Source organism: Microcystis sp. M31BS1 (assembly GCF_020245285.1).
GTDB lineage: Bacteria > Cyanobacteriota > Cyanobacteriia > Cyanobacteriales > Microcystaceae > Microcystis > Microcystis panniformis.
In genome coordinates, this window is sequence record NZ_JADBVE010000260.1 from 1 (window position 1) to 18,757 (window position 18,757).

An 18,757-nucleotide genomic window follows, 5' to 3' on the forward strand; every position below is an offset into this window, starting at 1 on the left:
GAAGAACTGGAAAAAGTAGTCAATCAGCTTTTAAATGAAGGGGGATTGATTATTAAATGGAGTAGAAAACTTAAAAATAAGGGTAATGCTGTCAATGTAACTTAAATGCGTAAAAGCTTAGGGTGATGAGACAGCTTCCCCACTTCCCCACTTCATAATTCATAATTCATAATTCATAATTCCCCCTCCCCACTTCCCCACTTTCCCACTTTCCCACTTTCCCACTTCCCCACTTCCCCACTTCCCCACTTCCCCACTTCCCCACTTCCCCACTTCCCCACTTCCCCACACCCCACACCCCACACCCCTCTTTACAAAACTTCATCGTATTTCAGGGCTGGAAAGGGCAATCCTTGGGCAATAGGGGAAGGGAAAGCGGGAAAATATTAAAAAAAACTTAAAATTTTCATCTTGCTGCCCTTTATACCCTTAAAGCCTTGCTGTCTCTGATTTCCCGACGGTGAGAGGCTTTGAGCCATGTCAGGAATTGATGACCAACTCGATCGAGTCATTGTTAAGTGACTGTTACAAAAAGACAGCAAAAAACTTAATAATATGTAACAAACAAAGTTTCGACAGCAGTGTATAAATTTAACTTGAGGGGCCAAGATAACAGACAAAAGTTAAGCTGGATACTTGTTTAACCTCCTTAGGTGATTTATGAGAGAGCCGTGAAGTTTTTTCAGGTTTCTTAAAGTAAATCGCAACAATCGCGGTCAAGGCTCGTCCAGACTCACCGTGAAATCCCTTAAGAGGGAAAATTTTAATTGCAAGCAAATCCCATTTAAATTTAGGAGATTGTCACAATGTTTGACGCATTCACCCGGGTAGTATCCCAAGCTGATGCTCGCGGCGAATATTTAAGCTCTTCCCAACTAGACGCTCTCAGCGCCATGGTTGCCGACAGCAACAAACGGATGGACTCTGTTAACCGGATCACCAGTAACGCTTCCACCATCGTTGCTAACGCCGCTCGTAGCCTGTTCGCTGAACAGCCCCAACTGATCACCCCCGGTGGTAATGCCTACACCAGCCGTCGTATGGCCGCTTGCCTACGCGACATGGAAATCATCTTGCGTTATGTTACCTACGCTACCTTCTCTGGCGACGGCAGTGTTCTCGATGATCGTTGCTTAAATGGTCTTCGCGAAACCTATGTAGCTTTAGGAGTACCAGGAGCTTCCGTAGCTGCTGGCGTAAGCAAAATGAAAGAAGCTGCTTTGTCCATCGCTAACGATCGCAACGGTGTCACCGCCGGCGATTGCAGTGCTTTAATGTCTGAAATTGCCAGCTACTTCGACCGCGCCGCCGCTGCTGTCGCCTAGTCCCCAGGGCTAGTCTCAATTAAACCGTAGGAAACTTATTGCAAGATTATTGGGAGATACCAAACAATGAAAACCCCCCTTACCGAAGCCGTAGCAGCCGCTGATTCTCAAGGCCGTTTCTTAAGCAGCACCGAAATCCAAGTAGCTTTCGGTCGTTTTCGTCAAGCTTCTGCCAGCCTCACCGCCGCTAAAGCGTTGACCGAAAAAGCTAGTTCTTTGATCTCTGGGGCTGCTCAAGCCGTGTACAACAAGTACCCCTACACCACCCAAATGCAGGGGAATAACTTTGCGGCGGACCAACGCGGTAAAGACAAATGCGCTCGTGACATCGGTTACTACCTCCGCATGGTGACCTACTGCTTAGTTGCTGGTGGAACCGGTCCGATGGACGAGTACCTCATCGCTGGTATCGACGAAATCAACCGCACCTTCGACCTGTCTCCTAGCTGGTACATCGAAGCTCTCAAATATATCAAAGCCAACCATGGTTTAAGTGGCGACCCTGCGGTAGAAGCCAACTCCTATATCGACTACGCTATCAACGCTCTCAGCTAGTCCAATCGAAAAAACTGCTGGTCTGGAAAGACAGGAGGTTGTTAGCAAAAGGGTTAGCAATCACCTGTTCTTCCAGACCTTGTTATATCCATCGTCAAGGCGGCCAGGTAATCGAACTGATCCTCCCCTAGTTTTGAGCGGTCAGAAAATGATCATTTTTTTGTAGGAGAACTTTAGTGGCAATTACTACCTCAGCTTCTCGTTTAGGGACAACCGCTTTTAGCGAGGTTGCTCCCGTGGAATTACGTCCCGATTGGTCCCGTGACGACGCACAGGCGGTTATTCGCGCCGTCTATCGTCAGGTGCTAGGCAATGACTATATCATGCGTTCCGAGCGCCTTACCAGTGCCGAATCCTTACTCTGCAACGGTTCGATCACCGTGCGGGAATTCGTCCGCGCCGTGGCCAAATCGGAACTGTATAAGAACAAATTCTTCTACGGTAACTTCCAAACCCGCGTCATCGAACTTAATATCAAACATCTTTTAGGTCGCGCTCCCTACGATGAGTCGGAAGTGGTCTATCACCTCGATCTCTATGAAAACAAAGGATTCGAGGCCGATATCGACTCCTACATCGATTCCGCTGAATATACCGAAAACTTCGGCGATAGCATCGTTCCCTACTATCGCGGTTTCGCCACCCAACCCGGTCAAAAAACCGTGGGATTTACCCGGATGTTCCAACTCTATCGCGGTTATGCCAACAGCGATCGCTCTCAGATTGCCGGCAAAACCTCCCGTTTAGCGGTGGAATTAGCTCAAAACGGTGCTTCGGCAGTAGTCGGTCCCTCCGGTGGCAGCGATGGTTGGGCCTATCGTCCCTCTGCTCAACGCAACACCCCCAGTAAAGCTCTTGGTGGTAGTGTGGCCTATGGTGATGTGGGTAAGCTCTATCGCGTGGAAATTGCCGCTATTAGCAAACCGGGTTATCCCCGTGTCCGTCGCAGTAGCAAAGCGATTATCGTCCCCTTTGAACAGTTAAATAACACCCTGCAACAGATCAACCGTCTCGGTGGCAAAGTTGCCAGCATCACCCCCGCTAGTTTGAACTAATTTTCTAGCTTAAGATAACTAAAAGTCTCCCGGGCAGCCGTCAGGTTCACCGGGAGACTTCTTTCTAGGGAACTTGTAGAAATTGACCCTCAGCAGATCGAGCAAACCTGTAGAATGAAAATAATTCCCTCGTTTTAATGCCTGTGACTGTCACTTCGATCGCTTTTGACTCTATCGATACTGCCTTAGCGGAAATCAAAGCCGGACGTGCCATTGTCGTAGTTGATGATGAGAATCGCGAAAATGAAGGAGATCTAATCTGTGCGGCCCAATTTGCCACCCCCGATCTGATTAACTTCATGGCAGTGCAAGCTCGCGGTTTAATCTGTCTGGCAATGACGGGAGAGCGTCTTGATGCTCTCGAATTGCCTTTGATGGTGACAAAAAACACCGATAGCAATCAAACCGCTTTTACTGTTAGCATCGATGCTGCTCCCCATTTAGGGGTTAAAACTGGCATTTCGGCAGAAGATCGGGCGAAAACCGTGCAAGTTGCCATTAATCCAGTCACTCGTCCCGACGATCTCACTCGTCCCGGTCATGTCTTCCCGATTCGTGCTAAAGCCGGTGGAGTCTTAAAACGCGCCGGTCATACGGAGGCAGCTGTGGATCTGGCTCGATTAGCCGGGTTGTATCCGGCGGGAGTTATCTGTGAGATCCAAAATCCCGATGGTTCCATGGCCCGTTTACCGCAACTATTTGAATACGCTCGTCAACATAATCTCAAGTTAATCAGCATTGCCGATCTGATCGGTTATCGCTTAAAACACGATCGCTTTGTCCATCGGGAAACGGTCTGTGATTTTCCCAGTCAATTCGGCACTTTTCAGCTTTATGCCTACCGAAATTTATTAGATCAAACCGAACACATCGCTATTGTGAAAGGGGATCCCGCTCTCTTTGGCGATCAACCTGTAATGGTACGAATGCACTCAGAATGTCTGACCGGGGATGCTTTGGGATCCTTGCGTTGCGATTGTCGGCAACAGTTACAAGCTGCCCTAAAAATGATCGAAAACAACGGTTTGGGGGTGGTGGTTTACCTGCGACAGGAAGGACGGGGAATTGGCTTAATTAATAAGCTAAAAGCCTATTCTTTACAGGATATGGGACTAGATACGGTGGAAGCCAACGAAAGGTTAGGATTTCCCGCCGATTTGCGCGATTACGGCATGGGGGCGCAAATGCTCAACGATTTGGGGGTGAGAAATATTCGTTTAATTACCAATAATCCCCGTAAAATTGCCGGATTAAAAGGCTATGGTTTGGAAATAGTCGAGCGAGTACCTTTGCTGATCGAGGCTAATGATTATAATTCCAATTATCTGGCCACAAAAGCGGAAAAGTTAGGACATCTATTCCTACAAACCTATCTAGTCACCATCGCTCTCAGTTGGGGGGAAAATCCGCCGTCAATTTCCCAGAGATATCATCAATTGGAGAAATTACGGCAGTTAAGTCGCGCTAATCAATTATCTCTCCAAGAAGAAACCCGACCGGTAGCCAATGCCCTTTTTGATCGCGCCCCTTTGATCGTACATTTAGGTTTAGATATTCGTCAGGGTGTCAGCAGTAATTGGTATAAAAATCCTTCCCATCCTTATCTTCTGGTTATTGACAAGATATTAAATGACGTTAAAGATTGGTCGGAAATTGAACGCTTAGAATTTTTAATTTCCGACGGAGACGATTCGATGACGGGATTACAAATGAAACTTGATCGTCAAAAAATGTCCGATGAAGATTTCTCACAATTACCACAATTAGCTACCCAAATTATCTACAGTTTTACTCGTGATTCAGCAAAAAATTAGTTTTTTATGACCAGAAAAGATCGTAACAGTTATAATTAAACAAAGCTAGTATAACGGGGAAAAACTATGACAACTCTCGACATTTTACCGGAAGTTACCTGTCCCCCCACCGATTTATGGAGTGATGAACCACCCTTGGAAAGTGATTTACATCTGCAACAGATCATAATTCTTCTCAGTTGTCTAGAATTATTATGGCAAGAGAAAAACGATTACTATGCTTCTGGTAATCTGACTATCTACTATAACGAAGAACAACTGAAAAAACGTGATTTTTGTGGTCCTGATTTTTTTGTGGTTTTAGATACAGAAAAACGTCCCCGCAAAAGTTGGGTAGTTTGGGGAGAAGGGGGTAAATATCCCAATGTAATCGTGGAGATTCTTTCCAATTCTACGGCCAATATTGACCGCACTAAAAAGAAAATTCTCTATCAAAATACCTTTCGCACTCCTAATTATTTTTGGTTCGATCCTAATACCTTAGAATTGCAAGGATTTAGACTAATTGCGGGACAATATCAGGCTATTCCTGCTAATGAAAACGGCTATTTATGGAGTGAACAGTTAGAACTATATTTAGGTATTTTTGAGAGTAAATTGCGTTATTTTACCGTTGATGGTCAATTGGTTCCCACTCCCCAAGAAGCTGAATTAGAGCAAAGACAAGCAAAGGAACAGATTCTTTTAGAAAGGGAACAGGAACGACAAGCGAAGGAACAGGCTATCCTCGAAAAAGAACAAGCTATCTTGGAGAAGGAAAAATTAGCCCAAAAATTACGAGAATTGGGCATTGATCCTGAAACTATCTGATTGATCAATATCTCTAGTTTAGGTAATTCCTATCCTAGAAATGTTGGTAATTTAACCTTATTTTTCCTGTCTTTCTAAAGCTAATTGTACCAACTTATCGACCAATTGATCAAACTCTAAACCAGTGGCTTTCCAGAGTTGGGGATACATACTAAAATTAGTAAACCCCGGCAGAGTATTAATTTCATTGATCAACACTTCCCCAGTCTTCTCCACATAGAAAAAATCCACCCGCGACAATCCCGCAGCATCCACAGCTTTAAATGCTTCTACAGCCATTTCTCGCACTTGATTAGCAATTTTATCAGGAATATTAGCGGGAATCACCATACTCGATCGCCCGTCAGTATATTTAGTTTCATAGTCATAAAAATCACTATCAAAAGTAATTTCTCCCACCGAGGAAGCTTGGGGATTATCATTACCTAAAACCGCACATTCGATCTCCCTTGCGGTTACTCCTGCTTCAACAATAATCCGTCGATCATAACTAGCGGCACTATCTAAAGCAGCCTCTAATTCTTGCCGGTTGCGTGCTTTACTAATACCCACCGAAGAACCTAAATTAGCCGGTTTAATAAAACAAGGATAACCTATTTCCTCGGCGATTTGATCGCACAACTGGGGAAAAATACAGGGATTTGACCACACTTGCGAGCGGGTTATGGCCTTATACTTAACTTGGGGTAATCCAGCGGCTGCAAAAGCAGTTTTCATGGCAATTTTATCCATTCCCAAGCATGAACCCAGGACCCCACTACCCACAAAAGCAACCCGCATGAGAGTGAGTAATCCTTGTAAAGTGCCATCTTCCCCATTCGGTCCGTGGAGAATTGGAAACCAAACTTCAATTTCGCTCACTTCCGGGGGAAATTGCCAGATATTGACTTTTATATCACTCTCAATAGCTAGGGGTTGCCCAGAGGTTAAAATTTGTCTAGCAGTTGCTACCGAATGCCAACAGCCATTTTTATCGATATAGAAGGGGATAACGGCGTATTTGTCAAGATTTTCGGGGTAATTAAAAGCTTGCAGGATCGATCGAGCCGAATTGATAGATACCTCGTGTTCTCCCGATCGACCACCAAACAACAATCCTACCTTGATCTTATCCATATTATCCTCTCTAGACCCAGCTAGATCCTAAATTAGAGTTCAACTATCATATATACTATGGGCGGAGTTGACAATAGTTGCAATTGATTTAGATGCAGCTGTTCCTCGTCAGATAGGAGTTTTAACCCAAACTTTCGATAAATTAATTATCGCTCATGATGAGATGTGGTCGTTCTTTCCCTAAAAAAATCGATAATCACTTTGGAGCTATTCACACCCCCAAATTGAATGATTATTTAGCTAATTTTTCCAGTTTTTTCTTAGTTTTCTGAAGTTTTAAGGCTAAATTACCATGATGTTCGGGATAGTAAACGTGCAAGAATTCGATAAAATCCTCGATGGTACAAGGTTGATTAAATCCCCCTAAATTACCGTGGAATTCTTGGTGAATTTCTTCTTTAATAGTCACCAAATTCAGATCTAATGTCGCTAGATGGGGATATTTTTGGACAGAGTAAAGATGATGGACAGCGAGATTAAATTTATTATTTCTATCCGGTTTTTGCCCTGTCACCTGACAAGTGTTTTTATCTCTAGTTTTAGCTCGTTTTTTAGCCTTTTCAATCTCGATTTTTTGTTTGGTATCGTCATCCAGATGTTCCTGAATTTCTTTAAAGGCAAGAGGAAACTCCATTGCAATCATTTTACACATTTCTTGGCGCGATTTATTCGTCAAAGTTTCACTCATGGATTTAGAAATCATCACTATTCCACTTTCAGAGAACCAAAACTCTCTTTTTTCATCTTCGTAAAAATCTACTCCTAATTCTAGAGGTTTATCAGTTCTTTGCTGAAGATGATTCACGGTTTTATTTAGCTTGGTTCCATTAGTTTTTAAAATTCGCCGCAAACTCTGTTTATGAATCATAGGCCGTCCTTTATAAACTTGAATTTCGCCGGAGTCAGTGAGTTCAGCAAAAATTAATTTTCGTGCTAAGGAGCGACGAATTTTTTGATCGTGCTTAGTAAAAAATTCTCTAAATCTGTATATAATTCCTCGCTTTTCATTCTTCTCGATATAGGAAGCAATTTTTAAAGCACCTTCAAAAGAAAACACTCTAACTTTATCTTTTTTGTTGACAAATTGATAATCGACACCTTCAACTAAATCCCAATCATCATTAGGATCAGCATCAAAAATATCAACAATTTTTTCTAGTTTTTCAAGAGTAATAGAAAACCATTGAGCTAATTCGGTATCCCGGATCAGGAAGGTATTTGCTTTCTGAGGCATGATTATTTTATCTCCGTGGTGATAGATTTATACATCACAGTCAAACGATCAAAGATGTGAGAATTTCCTGTTTCTTGGTTATCGGGATGATAGATCTTAGAAAGACGATAATAAGCATTTTTAATGTCTTCCTTGCTGGCAGTGTTTGGATCAAGATCGAAAACACGATAGGGACGAAAATATTTAAAAATATTGATACCGTTGATACAATCTTTCCCCTGTTCGTAATCTTCTTCGGGAAGAATACCGATATATTTCCTGTAGATAACCTCCCAACTTTCTCGCTGAGATAAATTGATGTTATCAAAGGCTCTAGTAGCCATTTGAAACATACTCGATTTTTTTAGTTCTGTGGTATTGTTAACCTCAAAATAGGCATAAACTGCCTGTTTAAGTTGCGTTAGAGTTAAAGGTTTAACTTTTGAGCTTGTGGTGGTGGTGGCTGTAGTTTTTGATTTAGTTAACGATGGTTTGGGAGACTTTTTACGGTGGTTTTTGATGACAAAATCGGCAAAATCTTCGAGAATACGACTTTCGATCGAGTATTGCTCACAGATATGACTAATCTGCTCTAAAATGAGCGAGTTAAGAGGATTAGTGGTCATAATTTCCCTAAGAAGCTGCAAAAAATCTAGCCTTTCTTATCAAGATGAAGTGTAGGCTAATTTGGTATGAACGACCGACGACTGACTCCCGAAAACTTCCTATCTTAAATTAATGCCACTGCTGTGGCCACTTTGTCAAGTGGTTAATCATAAAAAAAATTGCTGGCATATTATAGATTTAAGTCAATAAATGAGCAGCCGTGGCTCTTCTAGGTTCTGTGTGATCAGTTTAACTTACTATAGAAGAGATCAATCTTTGTGTGTTCTGTGTCTGGAGTGGTTCCTTCCACTCCCTCGCCAGCAGAACTGTATCTTAGAATACATTTTACCCACCAAACCGAAGAGAGCCGCAGCCGTTTAGCTAGGCAGTCATTCTAAAGATAAGATTCCCAAGAGCGATGGTAAAGTTGAGACTAGAATTGAGGAGACAGTCGGGAAATTTTTACCTAATCAAGAAAAGATGGCTCTCTGAGTCTTTGGGTGAAAAATGTTCACCACGTCACATTATGGACGGAAGCTTTCATTGGTGTCAACTTAAGCAAGAAGCTTAATTATTAAGAGTAGCTGATCATTCAAGAAAGAGGAAGTAAAAAATCGTAAAATAAGGCGGATAAATCTAAAAATAATTTTCATTCCTACCCCTACTATTTCTTTAGGTTTCAGAGGGAAAGTAACCAAACAGTTTTTTATAATCAGAGGCTAGATATCCTCGGTGAAAAAAACCTAATTCTTCAGCAATTTCATAAATTAATTTTGTCTGATTATTTTGGTTAAGAGATTGATGTAGAGCATTAAGACGAAGCAATTTAAAATAATTGTAAGGAGACATTTGATAGAAGTCTTTAAATATATATTCTAAGGTGCGTTGACTTACTTCTAAGTCTTGACAAATCGCTGGAATAGTAAGATCAGAACGCAGATTTTTTCTCATCATTTCTTCTGCTTTTTTGAGAATAGAGCTGCGTCTGATAGTGTTTTTAGGGATTTTAATATCTTTGGTTGCTGCTAAAGTCAAAAGAAAATATTTGACAATTTCTTCTTTTAATTTTTGCCTGATAAAATTCAATCTTAATGCTTTTCTTTGCCCAGATATTTGTTGACAATCTAAATTAAATAGCATTTGATAAAGTTGATGACAAGATTGTTGGAGATAACGAATTTTTTCCGATGGGCAAATCACAATAGAAGAAGCGGAAGAATTTAATAACTTTTTCGCTTCTGGTAACTCTAAACTTTGGCACAATTGTTGCAGATAATTATCATGAACGTAAAGCTGAAAACGATTAGAAAAAGGATGTTGAAAAACGGAAATTTCTGATTTAGGGGGGATAATCCCAAGATAGTTATTTTCTAATGGATACAAATTTTGGAAGAAGACAGAATTCACCTGAACAGGAATCGCAAAAACCCACATTTTAGAATGGGTTACTCCCGCAACATTCGTTAAACAATTACGTTGCGATAATTCTAACATCACTTCATCGATGATGATCCTTGAAAGATACCCTTCAAAATGATCACCACTGAGTTGTAAAGCATCTGCGTTGAGAAATTCTCGATTCTGAAAATAGAGAGAAAAGTCACAAAAATATTCACTTTTAAAGGTTAATTCCTGAGAATTAATTAAAATATTGGTTTTATTGTCAAAAATAAACACCTATATATAACTCCTTAGTTATTGAGTAAAATTAAACTTTTTTTGCCCATCAATTTAAAAACTTGCGTTTTTCGGATCATCTTAGCATAGAGGACTGAGTAGTATGAGTTAAAGCAGAGTTGGTTTGTTAATTTTGTCCATCAGTGTAATTCCAGCTAAATCGGCTCTTCTCGTTCCTGTGTGGGAGTAAGAAGAATAGGGATAATTTTCCAGAAATATAGTCTTCAAAGCATTGCCTAGCAAGACTCCTACGAATGATAAGCACTGATTATCACACCAAGTCGAGAAGAGCCGCTAAATCTCTCAGTTTTTTCCGTTATCAATTACTAAGGAGATTTCGATGGCTAAACAATATATGCCACTTGAAGATTGCTCTGGGTCTGCGGTATTGGGTGGAGAAATTCCGCAATTACGTCCCCCAGCATTTTCTGATCACCCACAATATACCACATTTAGCTATACCTATCATCCAGGGGGATCAGAAATTTCCGAAGCTGTTGCCCCTAATATTAGCACTCGTTTCTATGCCATCGAAGCAACTATTGATTTCTCCAAAGCTAAAGGGGACTTACAAGGTGTTCTGATGGCGCAGGGTGGATATTTTGGTGGACATAGTTTCTACATCTATCAGGGAAAACTATGTTATGTCTATAACTGGTTAGGACAACAACAGAGGATCACCTGTGATCTTCCTCGTCTTAGTAGCGAGGTGACACTCAAAGTTGAATTTGCCAAACCAAAGATAATCGCCCCTTCCGATGAAAAGTTGGGTGACAGCACAATAGATAATATGAAACTGTATATTAATAACATCGAACAAAATGTCGATATTATAAGAACTTTATCAAATCATACTCCTAACTTCCTAACTCAATATAAACACGAGATTCCTTACGAGTTTCAAGGTGCGAAGCTGCAAAGAATTATCGTTACCATTACCGATGATATTATACTAAATCCCTTGAGTAAAGGCTAGTTATGAGGAGAGGCAAAAGGCAACCCCCCCGACGTCGGGGGGTTGATTCATAGTAGGGTTGATTCATGAATCAACCCTACCTTGATCCCCCCTTAATCCTAGGGCGTTGACAATCCCCGCACTAAAGCGACGGGGATTCTTGGTTCAAAGAGATTACTTGCGTAAAATCGGTCAACTAGAAATGACGGGAAACGATTTTTTCGATGGTTGCTTGGGTATCCTGCAGCAGTTTCTCGCGACTATCGCTAGTATTAGTCAGACTAGGCACGAGATTACGAGCTTGTAAAGCCATGTGAAGCTGTAGTTGAGCTACATACTCGCGGATATCTTCACGGGTTTCCGATTGGTTAGGATGAAACATAGAGAAACTGGAAAGGTCTGTCTAGCTGATGGTGTCTTGTCGATAACTCCTATACAAGTTATCACGAGAGCTTAGGTTCCAGTCAAGGGTCGGCCGCAACTCTACACATTTCTCAACACAACTTATCTCTCTTTCATCAATCTAAGAGAGTTAAAATGAGAAGAAAAGCCTGAAACCGAGACAGAGACTATGGTTAAGCCTAGACCCGCCCAACGGTCAAATCTGTAGATATTTACTGTGAATTGTCCAAAAACTTATTTGGAAAAGCGAGATGCGCCTTTTAAGCATCTCCACATCAGCTTAATAAGCGAGCTTAATAGAAGTAGTTAGGGTTTGCGGCAAAAAGTTTTTCGTGGGGACAGGGGGGTTGGGGGGGTTTTGCCTTTTGCCTGTTGCCTGTCTTCATAAGTAGCCTATGCTCAACGAATTTAGTATTACTTGTGCAACAATGGTAATTCACCTCAGACAGTGATGCAATTCAGACTTGAATTGGCCTCAGCACCCCTCGAACCTAGGAAATTAATTTGGCATGATTACTTAATTTCTACGGGTTCTAAATTATCAGCAGGAGTAAAACCAAAGAGACGGGAATAGAAATAAAATTCTGCATCTAATGCTCGTTTTATCGATTCAGCTTGACGAAATCCGTGTTGTTCTCCCGCAAAGGGAAGGTAAGCAACGGGTAAACCTTTCGCTTTTAAAGCTTCTACCATCATTTCCGCTTGATTGGGTGGAACCACTCGGTCTTCTAAACCTTGGAAAAAGATCACCGGACAGGATAACTGAGCGGTAAAATGAATAGGCGAACGCTGATAGTAAATTTCCTTTTCTTGAGGATAAAGTCCCACCAATTTATCTAAATATCTCGACTCGAATTTATGGGTATCGGTGGCTAAAACCTCTAAATCACTAACTCCGTAATAACTAGCTCCTGCTTTAAAAGTATCATGAAAAGTTAAGGCCGCTAAAGTTGTATAACCACCGGCGCTGCCTCCGGAAATTGCCAATCTTTCCCCATCGACTAATCCCTGATTAACCAAATATTTTGCCCCGTTGATGCAGTCTTCCACATCGACAATTCCCCAATTTCCCAGCAAACGCTGACGATATTGACGACCATAACCCGTACTACCGCCATAATTGACATCTAGATAGCCAAAACCGCGACTGGTCCAGTATTGCACCCGCAGACTTAAACTAGAGGTCGCCGCAGCCGTCGGTCCACCGTGACTTTTGACTAAAAGGGGCGGTAATTCGCCATTGGGGGCGGTATAATCGGGGTTTTTGGGGGGATAATACCAAGCATAGGCCGTTAGTCCCTTACTGGTGGGAAAAGCGAGCATTTCCGGAATCGAGAAATAATCGCTAGAAATAGTTAAATTACTGGAAGATTTGAGAATTTCTCTCGTTCCTGTGGCTAAATCCATTGAGACAACCGCCGTTACTTCCCTGAAAGAACCGCCAATAAAAACTATTTTGTTATCGCTAACTTGTAGGGAAGAAATGTTAGTATCAGCAGTGATAATTTCTTGGAATTCTCGATTAACAGTATCGATACTTCCTAAATACCAACGACCATCTTTTGTATAGCTACAAATAATCTGGGATTTCCCAGCAAAGCCGTAGTTAGATAAACCAAAAACCCAATGAGGGTAGGCAAATTCAGCCTCGATCAGTTCGATAACTGGTTCGATTTGTTCATCGTGTTTAAAGCAATAAAAGTTCCAGAAATTATTGCGATCACTGGTAAAATATAACTGTTCATCGGCGGACCAGCGCGGTTCACACACCGACTCATTTTCACCACCAGCAATGACCCGAATATTACTCAAATAAAGATGATTAATATCGGCCACCCAGAGAAAAGAACTATCCCAAGGCATATTAGGATGATTCCAACTAATCCAAGCTAATCGAGAACCGTCGGCACTTAAGCGAGGAGAGGTATAAAAATCATCGCCTGATACTAAAGTTTCTATGTTTCCTGTATCCACATCGATGCTGACAATACTATTAACTGGTTCTCGATCTTTTTGGCTATGATCTTCACAAACACAGATTAAACGATTGCGAAATTCATCGAGAATTAAATCCGCATAACGACAGGAATTTTCTGGGGTCAGAGGTTGGGGTAAACTATCAGCAGTTTGGCGATAAATTCTTTGGTCAGCAAAATTACAAAAATAGATAATTCCGGCAACAATTAGATAGGAACCTCCCCCGTATTCATGGACACGAGTTCGCACATTAAAAGGTGCTGGGGTGATTTCTGTGGTTGTGCCGTCGGGGTTTAATTTAACTAAAACATTTCGCCCCTTTTCCTGTGGTCTGCCTTCTAACCAATAAATATCTTCTCCGTCTAGAGTTACACCGCCAAGACTAATCGATGCTGCCACAATTAGATCGGAGGTAATCGGCGATTTCCAGGAACCGTAAGCTGATATTTGATGAGACATTTTCGACTAGAGCAGTGATCTTAATGGTGAACTAACTTGATCAGGAACGCTGATAAATTAAGAGAATTCCGAGTAAACAGGACAAAGTAGGGATTAGGTGCATCCCTACCTAACTCTCTGTTTTCCTGCAATCGGAGCGGCGGGATTCGAACCCACGACCCCTACTACCCCAAAGTAGTGCGCTACCAAGCTGCGCTACGCCCCGATATTGAACCTTAACCATCATAGCGATAATCGCCGCATTTTGCAAGCTTTTTTTTTCTTCCTTTCTCCCCCATCCCCGGAATTAGTGGCCGGCTATCTAGCTAATTGGGGAATACGTCCTTTTAGTCCCGTCATTAATTGCAGGGCAAACAATTTCAACGGGGGGAAACCGCGCATAATTGCCAATCCGAGACGACGGATGACAACGATGGGCGGCCAGTTATTGGAGAACAGGCGATCAAGAAAATCCGTGAAGCCTAAAATCGCTAAATTCTCCGATCTACGCCATTTTTCGTAGGATTTTAGGGTAGAAAGCGCTCCTATATCTTCTTGCTTTTCTACTGCTTCCTTTAATACCTGCGCTAAAGCGGCCGCGTCGCGAATGCCTAAATTTAAACCTTGACCACCGACGGGATGACAACAGTGAGCGGCATCACCAATTAAAGCCAGTCGGGGTTTAACATAAGTATCACTCTGCATTAACTGTACGGGAAAGAGAGCGCGGGGGCTAACTAATTCGAGTTTTCCCAGTAATCCCCCCGTATATGCTTCTAATTTCTTGATAAATTCCGCTTCGGGCATTTCTTGCAGTTTTTTCGCTTCCCCATGGGGATTTGTCCAAACGATCTGACAGCGATTACCCTGGAGCGGTAAAATGCCCATCGGACCGGTGGGCCAAAATCTTTCAAAGGCGGTATCGTTGCGATCGAGTTGATGTTTAATGGTGAAAGCGACACAGGATTGCCAATATTTCCAACCTTTGGTTTTAATTTGCGCCCCTTGCCGGATAGCGGATTTGGCTCCATCGGCCCCGATAACTAATTTTGTGGTGATTTTTCGGGTTTGACCAGCTTCTTCCAGGGTGACAGTGGCTGTTTCTGCTCCGTACTCCACTTCTAACACTTTAGCAGGGGATAACCACTCAATGCGATCGCAATCTTGGCTGGCCTTGTGCAGGGCGGTTAAAATCACTTGATGTTCGCCCACATAGCCCAAATAATCGGTTTTTAGCTCATCGACAACGAAGGGGACAAAAATCGGGTAATCGGCATCAGAAAGGCGAATATGACTAAATTTACCGATACTGGGCGAGATTTTATCCCAGATACCCAAGCCTGTAAAAATCCGGCTGGACATCAGCGAGAGGGCATAAGCTTGACGACGGGAGGCGGCCACCTCTAGGGGACGTTCCTCGATCATAGCGATATTTAATCCTGTATTTTTTAAGGCCACCGCTAGGGTGGTCCCGACTATACCGCCCCCGACAATGATTAAATCGTAGCTGTCCCGTCTTAACATATAAATATTTTTCTCAAAGATCATCAGTGACTACACTGATCTATTCTGACACGATTTTCGGGGTTGCTGTCGGGTTTGATTGTCTTCACCCCACCTAGCCATTGATAGACTTTCAAGGGTTTTGTCCCGTTGCCGAGAGTTTCGGGTTATCGCTCTTCCCGGACTTCTGGAAGGGCGATAACAAGCTGCTGCCCTGTTAGCTGATGCTCCTGCTGCGCCAGTCTTCCTCGATACCCCGACGGCCAAGGCAGCGGCGCTGGCACTTGCCCGCCGTTGGGGATATGTTTGGGGCAGCAACCCGGGAACTTGGCCAAAGACATAACCCGCAAGATCAAGTTTTTTTAACTCTGATCAGATGCGAATGCGTCAAGGCTTTTTTGAGTCCAATTGTCCAGAGCAGTATTGATAGAGTTAAGAACTCCCATTGTTTCGAGCATATTCCCCTTCAACTTTTCTTGAAGTTCGCTAAAAATACTGGTTTGGACATTGAATAGATCATCTACTTTTTGAGCGCTCTTTAATATCTCTAGATACTTGGCTGTAGTTTCTAGATACAGGCGCATCAATTCTGCTTGCTTTAGTCCAAGACTGGTCATCGAACTGACATAAATTTCACCCAAGTCCTTAAAAGACTCAGAGGTTGCCTGTAAATTCACCAGCTTCAGTTGGCTTTGAAATAGTTCATTAATACTATCAGTATAAACTTCCCCCAATTCTTTGGTCAAGCTTAGATAACCCTTGCTTAGTTCAGCGAAAGCACTGGGGTTAACAAAACTTGTTAACATGGCATCGATCGCGTTCACATTAGTGGCCGTAATATTCTTGAAGGACTCTATTGCCAACTTGTTCGAGTCAATCCACTGTTTAACTAGCTCGTTTTGCATGGTAGTTTCCTCGTAAACTGCTTAATGTATTTCTCTGTCTGTGCCAGCAAAAAGATTAAATTATTGAGGGCGCGGTTGGGCTAACCGTTCCAACATAGCGACAATTGCCCTCATCTGGGGAGACTCTCTAGTATAAAAGACAGGATTATCTGGATCTGCACTGGAATATCCCCAAAAATCCCAGCATCCCTGGGGATTGTAAGGGATTAATGCTGACGGTTCAACCTGGGGATATAAGACAATTATCCTGTTGGTATCAGCTATTTCATTGTAACCGGTTTTAGTGTAGTAAGTATCATCAATTTCCGTTGCCCCCTGTTTGCAACCATGAATAGCTACATGAACTTTGCAGCTTTCTTTTTTACAGGCTTCAGGCACATAAACATAAGCCTCCCGACTCATACTCGTCTTTTTACCCTCAATAAACTCACTCTGGTCAAACCGAATAATCTGGCCACTTAATCTATTAGAATCAACTGCTGGATTCAACTTGCCATAAATATGCCCTAAAATCCGATGGGATTGCATGAAATCGCAGTCGTTTATAAAGGGTGACTTAGTATCTGAACATGACACCCTAGACTCCTCGACAATTATGGCATGACCGGCATTGATATTCTTGTCGTATTTAATATTCTCTGAGGGCAAGCCGGCAGCTTGATAAAAATCTTCTACTTTGTCAACGACGACAGTTGTAACTACGCGATCACTTGAACCACTGAATAGATAGACTCGATCATCTTTTAAATTGTTGAGATCGGCAATTTTGTTAGCCTTGGCCAGTTCTTGAGCTTTTTTAAATAATCTTTTCCCATCCGGTCCTACTGCCTCAGTCAGAGGATTCATGCAAGTTGATGTCGCTTGCTCGAAAAATTGCTCTGGATCCGTCTCGTAAGAACCTACACAAAAAAAAGGACCGCCAGCAATTATACCTGCTCCCACCAGCCTATCTGAGTAGGCCACATGGAATTGAGCCGTCATGAAGGCCCCTGATGAAAGACCAGAAACAGATGTTTGGCTTAAATCTGCCTGATAACCAGATAGCTTGGGTGCTTCCTCGCCTAAGACCGCTCCATGGAAGATAAAAATACTAAAAATCAAAACAGCCAGTAGTTTTAATCCTGCCTTAATCATAAGACCTCTTGCAAAAATCGGAACCTATGATATTAAGATAAAGTAAAACAGATCGAATGATATTAAGATAAAGTAAAACACATCGAACTTTGAAAACCCACTTGCCACTTCCGACTTTCCCGTACTTTTTCAACAGGATTTGGTATAACATATCTGGCTAATCTCTGGCAAGAGTGCCTCTCTTAACTAGGAAATCACCATGGAACTTGATCAACGAATAGCCGATTTTTATGACTCCTCTAGTGGACTGTGGGAAAGGATTTGGGGCGAACATATGCACCATGGTTACTACGGTCGCGGTGGCAAGATTAAACTCGATCGCCGTCAGGCACAAATTGATTTAATAGAAGAATTATTAACTTGGGGAAATGTCACCAGTGCTAATCAGATTCTCGATGTCGGTTGTGGCATTGGTGGCAGTAGTCTTTATCTGGCCGAAAAATTTCACAGCCAAGCGGTGGGGATTACTCTATCCCCGGTACAAGCCGCTAGAGCCAGCCAAAGAGCGCAAGAGTTCAATTTAGAAGAAAAAGTCAGTTTTTGTGTAGCTGATGCCCTAAAAACCCCCTTTCCTGAGAATAATTTTGATCTGGTCTGGTCTTTGGAAAGTGGCGAACATATGCCCGATAAAAGGCAATTTCTGCGGGAATGTTATCGGGTTTTGCAGCCCGGGGGGACTTTTTTGATGGCTACTTGGTGTCATCGTCCCACCACTTCCCTGGCCGGTAATTTAACGGAAGGAGAGATTAAACTATTAAACGAGATTTATCAGGTTTATTGTCTGCCATATGTGATTTCTTTGCCAGAATACGCCGATATTGCCCGTGAAGTTGGCTTTCAAGACCTAAAAACCGATGATTGGTCCCTATCGGTGGCTGCTTTTTGGGATGTGGTGATTGATTCGGCCCTAACCACAGATGCGATCGCAGGTTTGTTAGCAAGCGGTTATACTACTATCCAAGGGGCCTTATCTTTAGGGTTAATGCGGCGCGGTTACGAGTCGGGTTTAATTCGTTTTGGTTTACTGCAAGGGAAAAAATAATCGGCGTTGTCAGATCAGAAGAGGAAAGATGGTGCGAAACGTTTAGGAATGAAATAAGGTTGAAATACCTGAAATAACCGCCTAGTAAAGTCTTCAGTCCCCTGACTGAATCTAATAGGTCAACCCTGACCAACCTTATAACTGTTTATATGTCCCGACGTTTAGTATCACATCGATACCAAACTAGGCAAGGGGACTCAAGGTCAATACACTTTGTAACAATTATCTAC

The 18,757-nt window shown here is 42.4% G+C and carries 16 protein-coding genes and 1 tRNA gene; 7 read left to right on the forward strand and 10 right to left on the reverse strand.

Going from position 1 to position 18,757, the window contains the following annotated elements:
- The first annotated feature begins 806 nt into the window (after positions 1-806).
- The 5 genes from cpcB (at position 807) to IM509_RS15385 (ending at position 5,559) form a co-directional block, all read left to right on the forward strand.
- The gene (gene cpcB, locus IM509_RS15365) at positions 807-1,325 is read left to right on the forward strand and encodes a C-phycocyanin subunit beta (RefSeq protein WP_002789180.1); all 519 of its coding nucleotides are present in this window, start codon (positions 807-809) and stop codon (positions 1,323-1,325) included.
- Positions 1,326-1,391: 66 nt separating this feature from the next.
- Positions 1,392-1,880, forward strand: a complete 489-nt coding sequence (gene cpcA, locus IM509_RS15370) for a C-phycocyanin subunit alpha (RefSeq protein WP_002780314.1) — start codon at positions 1,392-1,394, stop codon at positions 1,878-1,880.
- Positions 1,881-2,056: 176 nt separating this feature from the next.
- On the forward strand, positions 2,057-2,935 hold the full coding sequence (locus IM509_RS15375) for a phycobilisome linker polypeptide (protein ID WP_002745355.1): 879 nt from the start codon (positions 2,057-2,059) through the stop codon (positions 2,933-2,935).
- A 137-nt stretch (positions 2,936-3,072) separates the two neighbouring features.
- A complete protein-coding gene (gene ribBA / locus IM509_RS15380; RefSeq protein ID WP_185237272.1) occupies positions 3,073-4,749 on the forward strand; it encodes a bifunctional 3,4-dihydroxy-2-butanone-4-phosphate synthase/GTP cyclohydrolase II in 1,677 nt (558 codons plus the stop codon).
- Between the two features lie 66 nt (positions 4,750-4,815).
- Positions 4,816-5,559, forward strand: a complete 744-nt coding sequence (locus tag IM509_RS15385; RefSeq protein ID WP_072926642.1) for a Uma2 family endonuclease — start codon at positions 4,816-4,818, stop codon at positions 5,557-5,559.
- Positions 5,560-5,616: 57 nt separating this feature from the next.
- Here IM509_RS15385 and IM509_RS15390 read toward each other — a convergent pair whose 3' ends face one another.
- From IM509_RS15390 to IM509_RS15405, 4 genes are all read right to left on the reverse strand, one after another.
- Positions 5,617-6,675 (reverse strand): D-alanine--D-alanine ligase family protein, encoded by a 1,059-nt coding sequence (locus IM509_RS15390; RefSeq protein WP_185237270.1) that lies wholly within the window; start codon positions 6,673-6,675, stop codon positions 5,617-5,619.
- Between the two features lie 232 nt (positions 6,676-6,907).
- Positions 6,908-7,909: a hypothetical protein gene (locus IM509_RS15395; protein WP_185237269.1), complete on the reverse strand. Its 1,002-nt coding sequence runs from the start codon at positions 7,907-7,909 to the stop codon at positions 6,908-6,910.
- Positions 7,910-7,911: 2 nt separating this feature from the next.
- Positions 7,912-8,514, reverse strand: a complete 603-nt coding sequence (locus IM509_RS24145) for a J domain-containing protein (protein ID WP_012265584.1) — start codon at positions 8,512-8,514, stop codon at positions 7,912-7,914.
- 652 nt (positions 8,515-9,166) lie between these two features.
- Positions 9,167-10,171, reverse strand: a complete 1,005-nt coding sequence (locus IM509_RS15405) for a helix-turn-helix domain-containing protein (protein WP_185237268.1) — start codon at positions 10,169-10,171, stop codon at positions 9,167-9,169.
- 340 nt (positions 10,172-10,511) lie between these two features.
- Between IM509_RS15405 and IM509_RS15410 the strand changes: the two genes are divergently transcribed.
- Complete coding sequence (locus tag IM509_RS15410) at positions 10,512-11,147, forward strand: hypothetical protein (RefSeq protein WP_185237267.1); 636 nt, start codon at positions 10,512-10,514, stop codon at positions 11,145-11,147.
- A 175-nt stretch (positions 11,148-11,322) separates the two neighbouring features.
- Here IM509_RS15410 and IM509_RS15415 read toward each other — a convergent pair whose 3' ends face one another.
- From IM509_RS15415 to IM509_RS15440, 6 genes are all read right to left on the reverse strand, one after another.
- On the reverse strand, positions 11,323-11,508 hold the full coding sequence (locus tag IM509_RS15415; RefSeq protein ID WP_002759041.1) for a hypothetical protein: 186 nt from the start codon (positions 11,506-11,508) through the stop codon (positions 11,323-11,325).
- A gap of 533 nt (positions 11,509-12,041) precedes the next feature.
- Positions 12,042-13,964 (reverse strand): S9 family peptidase, encoded by a 1,923-nt coding sequence (locus IM509_RS15420; protein ID WP_052277150.1) that lies wholly within the window; start codon positions 13,962-13,964, stop codon positions 12,042-12,044.
- A gap of 131 nt (positions 13,965-14,095) precedes the next feature.
- Positions 14,096-14,169: transfer RNA gene (locus IM509_RS15425), tRNA-Pro, on the reverse strand.
- 92 nt (positions 14,170-14,261) lie between these two features.
- Complete coding sequence (locus tag IM509_RS15430) at positions 14,262-15,467, reverse strand: FAD-dependent hydroxylase (RefSeq protein ID WP_072926645.1); 1,206 nt, start codon at positions 15,465-15,467, stop codon at positions 14,262-14,264.
- 341 nt (positions 15,468-15,808) lie between these two features.
- Positions 15,809-16,351: a phasin family protein gene (locus tag IM509_RS15435; protein ID WP_052277152.1), complete on the reverse strand. Its 543-nt coding sequence runs from the start codon at positions 16,349-16,351 to the stop codon at positions 15,809-15,811.
- Between the two features lie 60 nt (positions 16,352-16,411).
- A complete protein-coding gene (locus IM509_RS15440; RefSeq protein WP_052277153.1) occupies positions 16,412-17,485 on the reverse strand; it encodes an extracellular catalytic domain type 2 short-chain-length polyhydroxyalkanoate depolymerase in 1,074 nt (357 codons plus the stop codon).
- Between the two features lie 199 nt (positions 17,486-17,684).
- Here IM509_RS15440 and IM509_RS15445 point away from each other — a divergent pair, with 199 nt between their 5' ends.
- Positions 17,685-18,527: a methyltransferase domain-containing protein gene (locus IM509_RS15445; RefSeq protein ID WP_052277154.1), complete on the forward strand. Its 843-nt coding sequence runs from the start codon at positions 17,685-17,687 to the stop codon at positions 18,525-18,527.
- Positions 18,528-18,757: the final 230 nt, after the last annotated feature.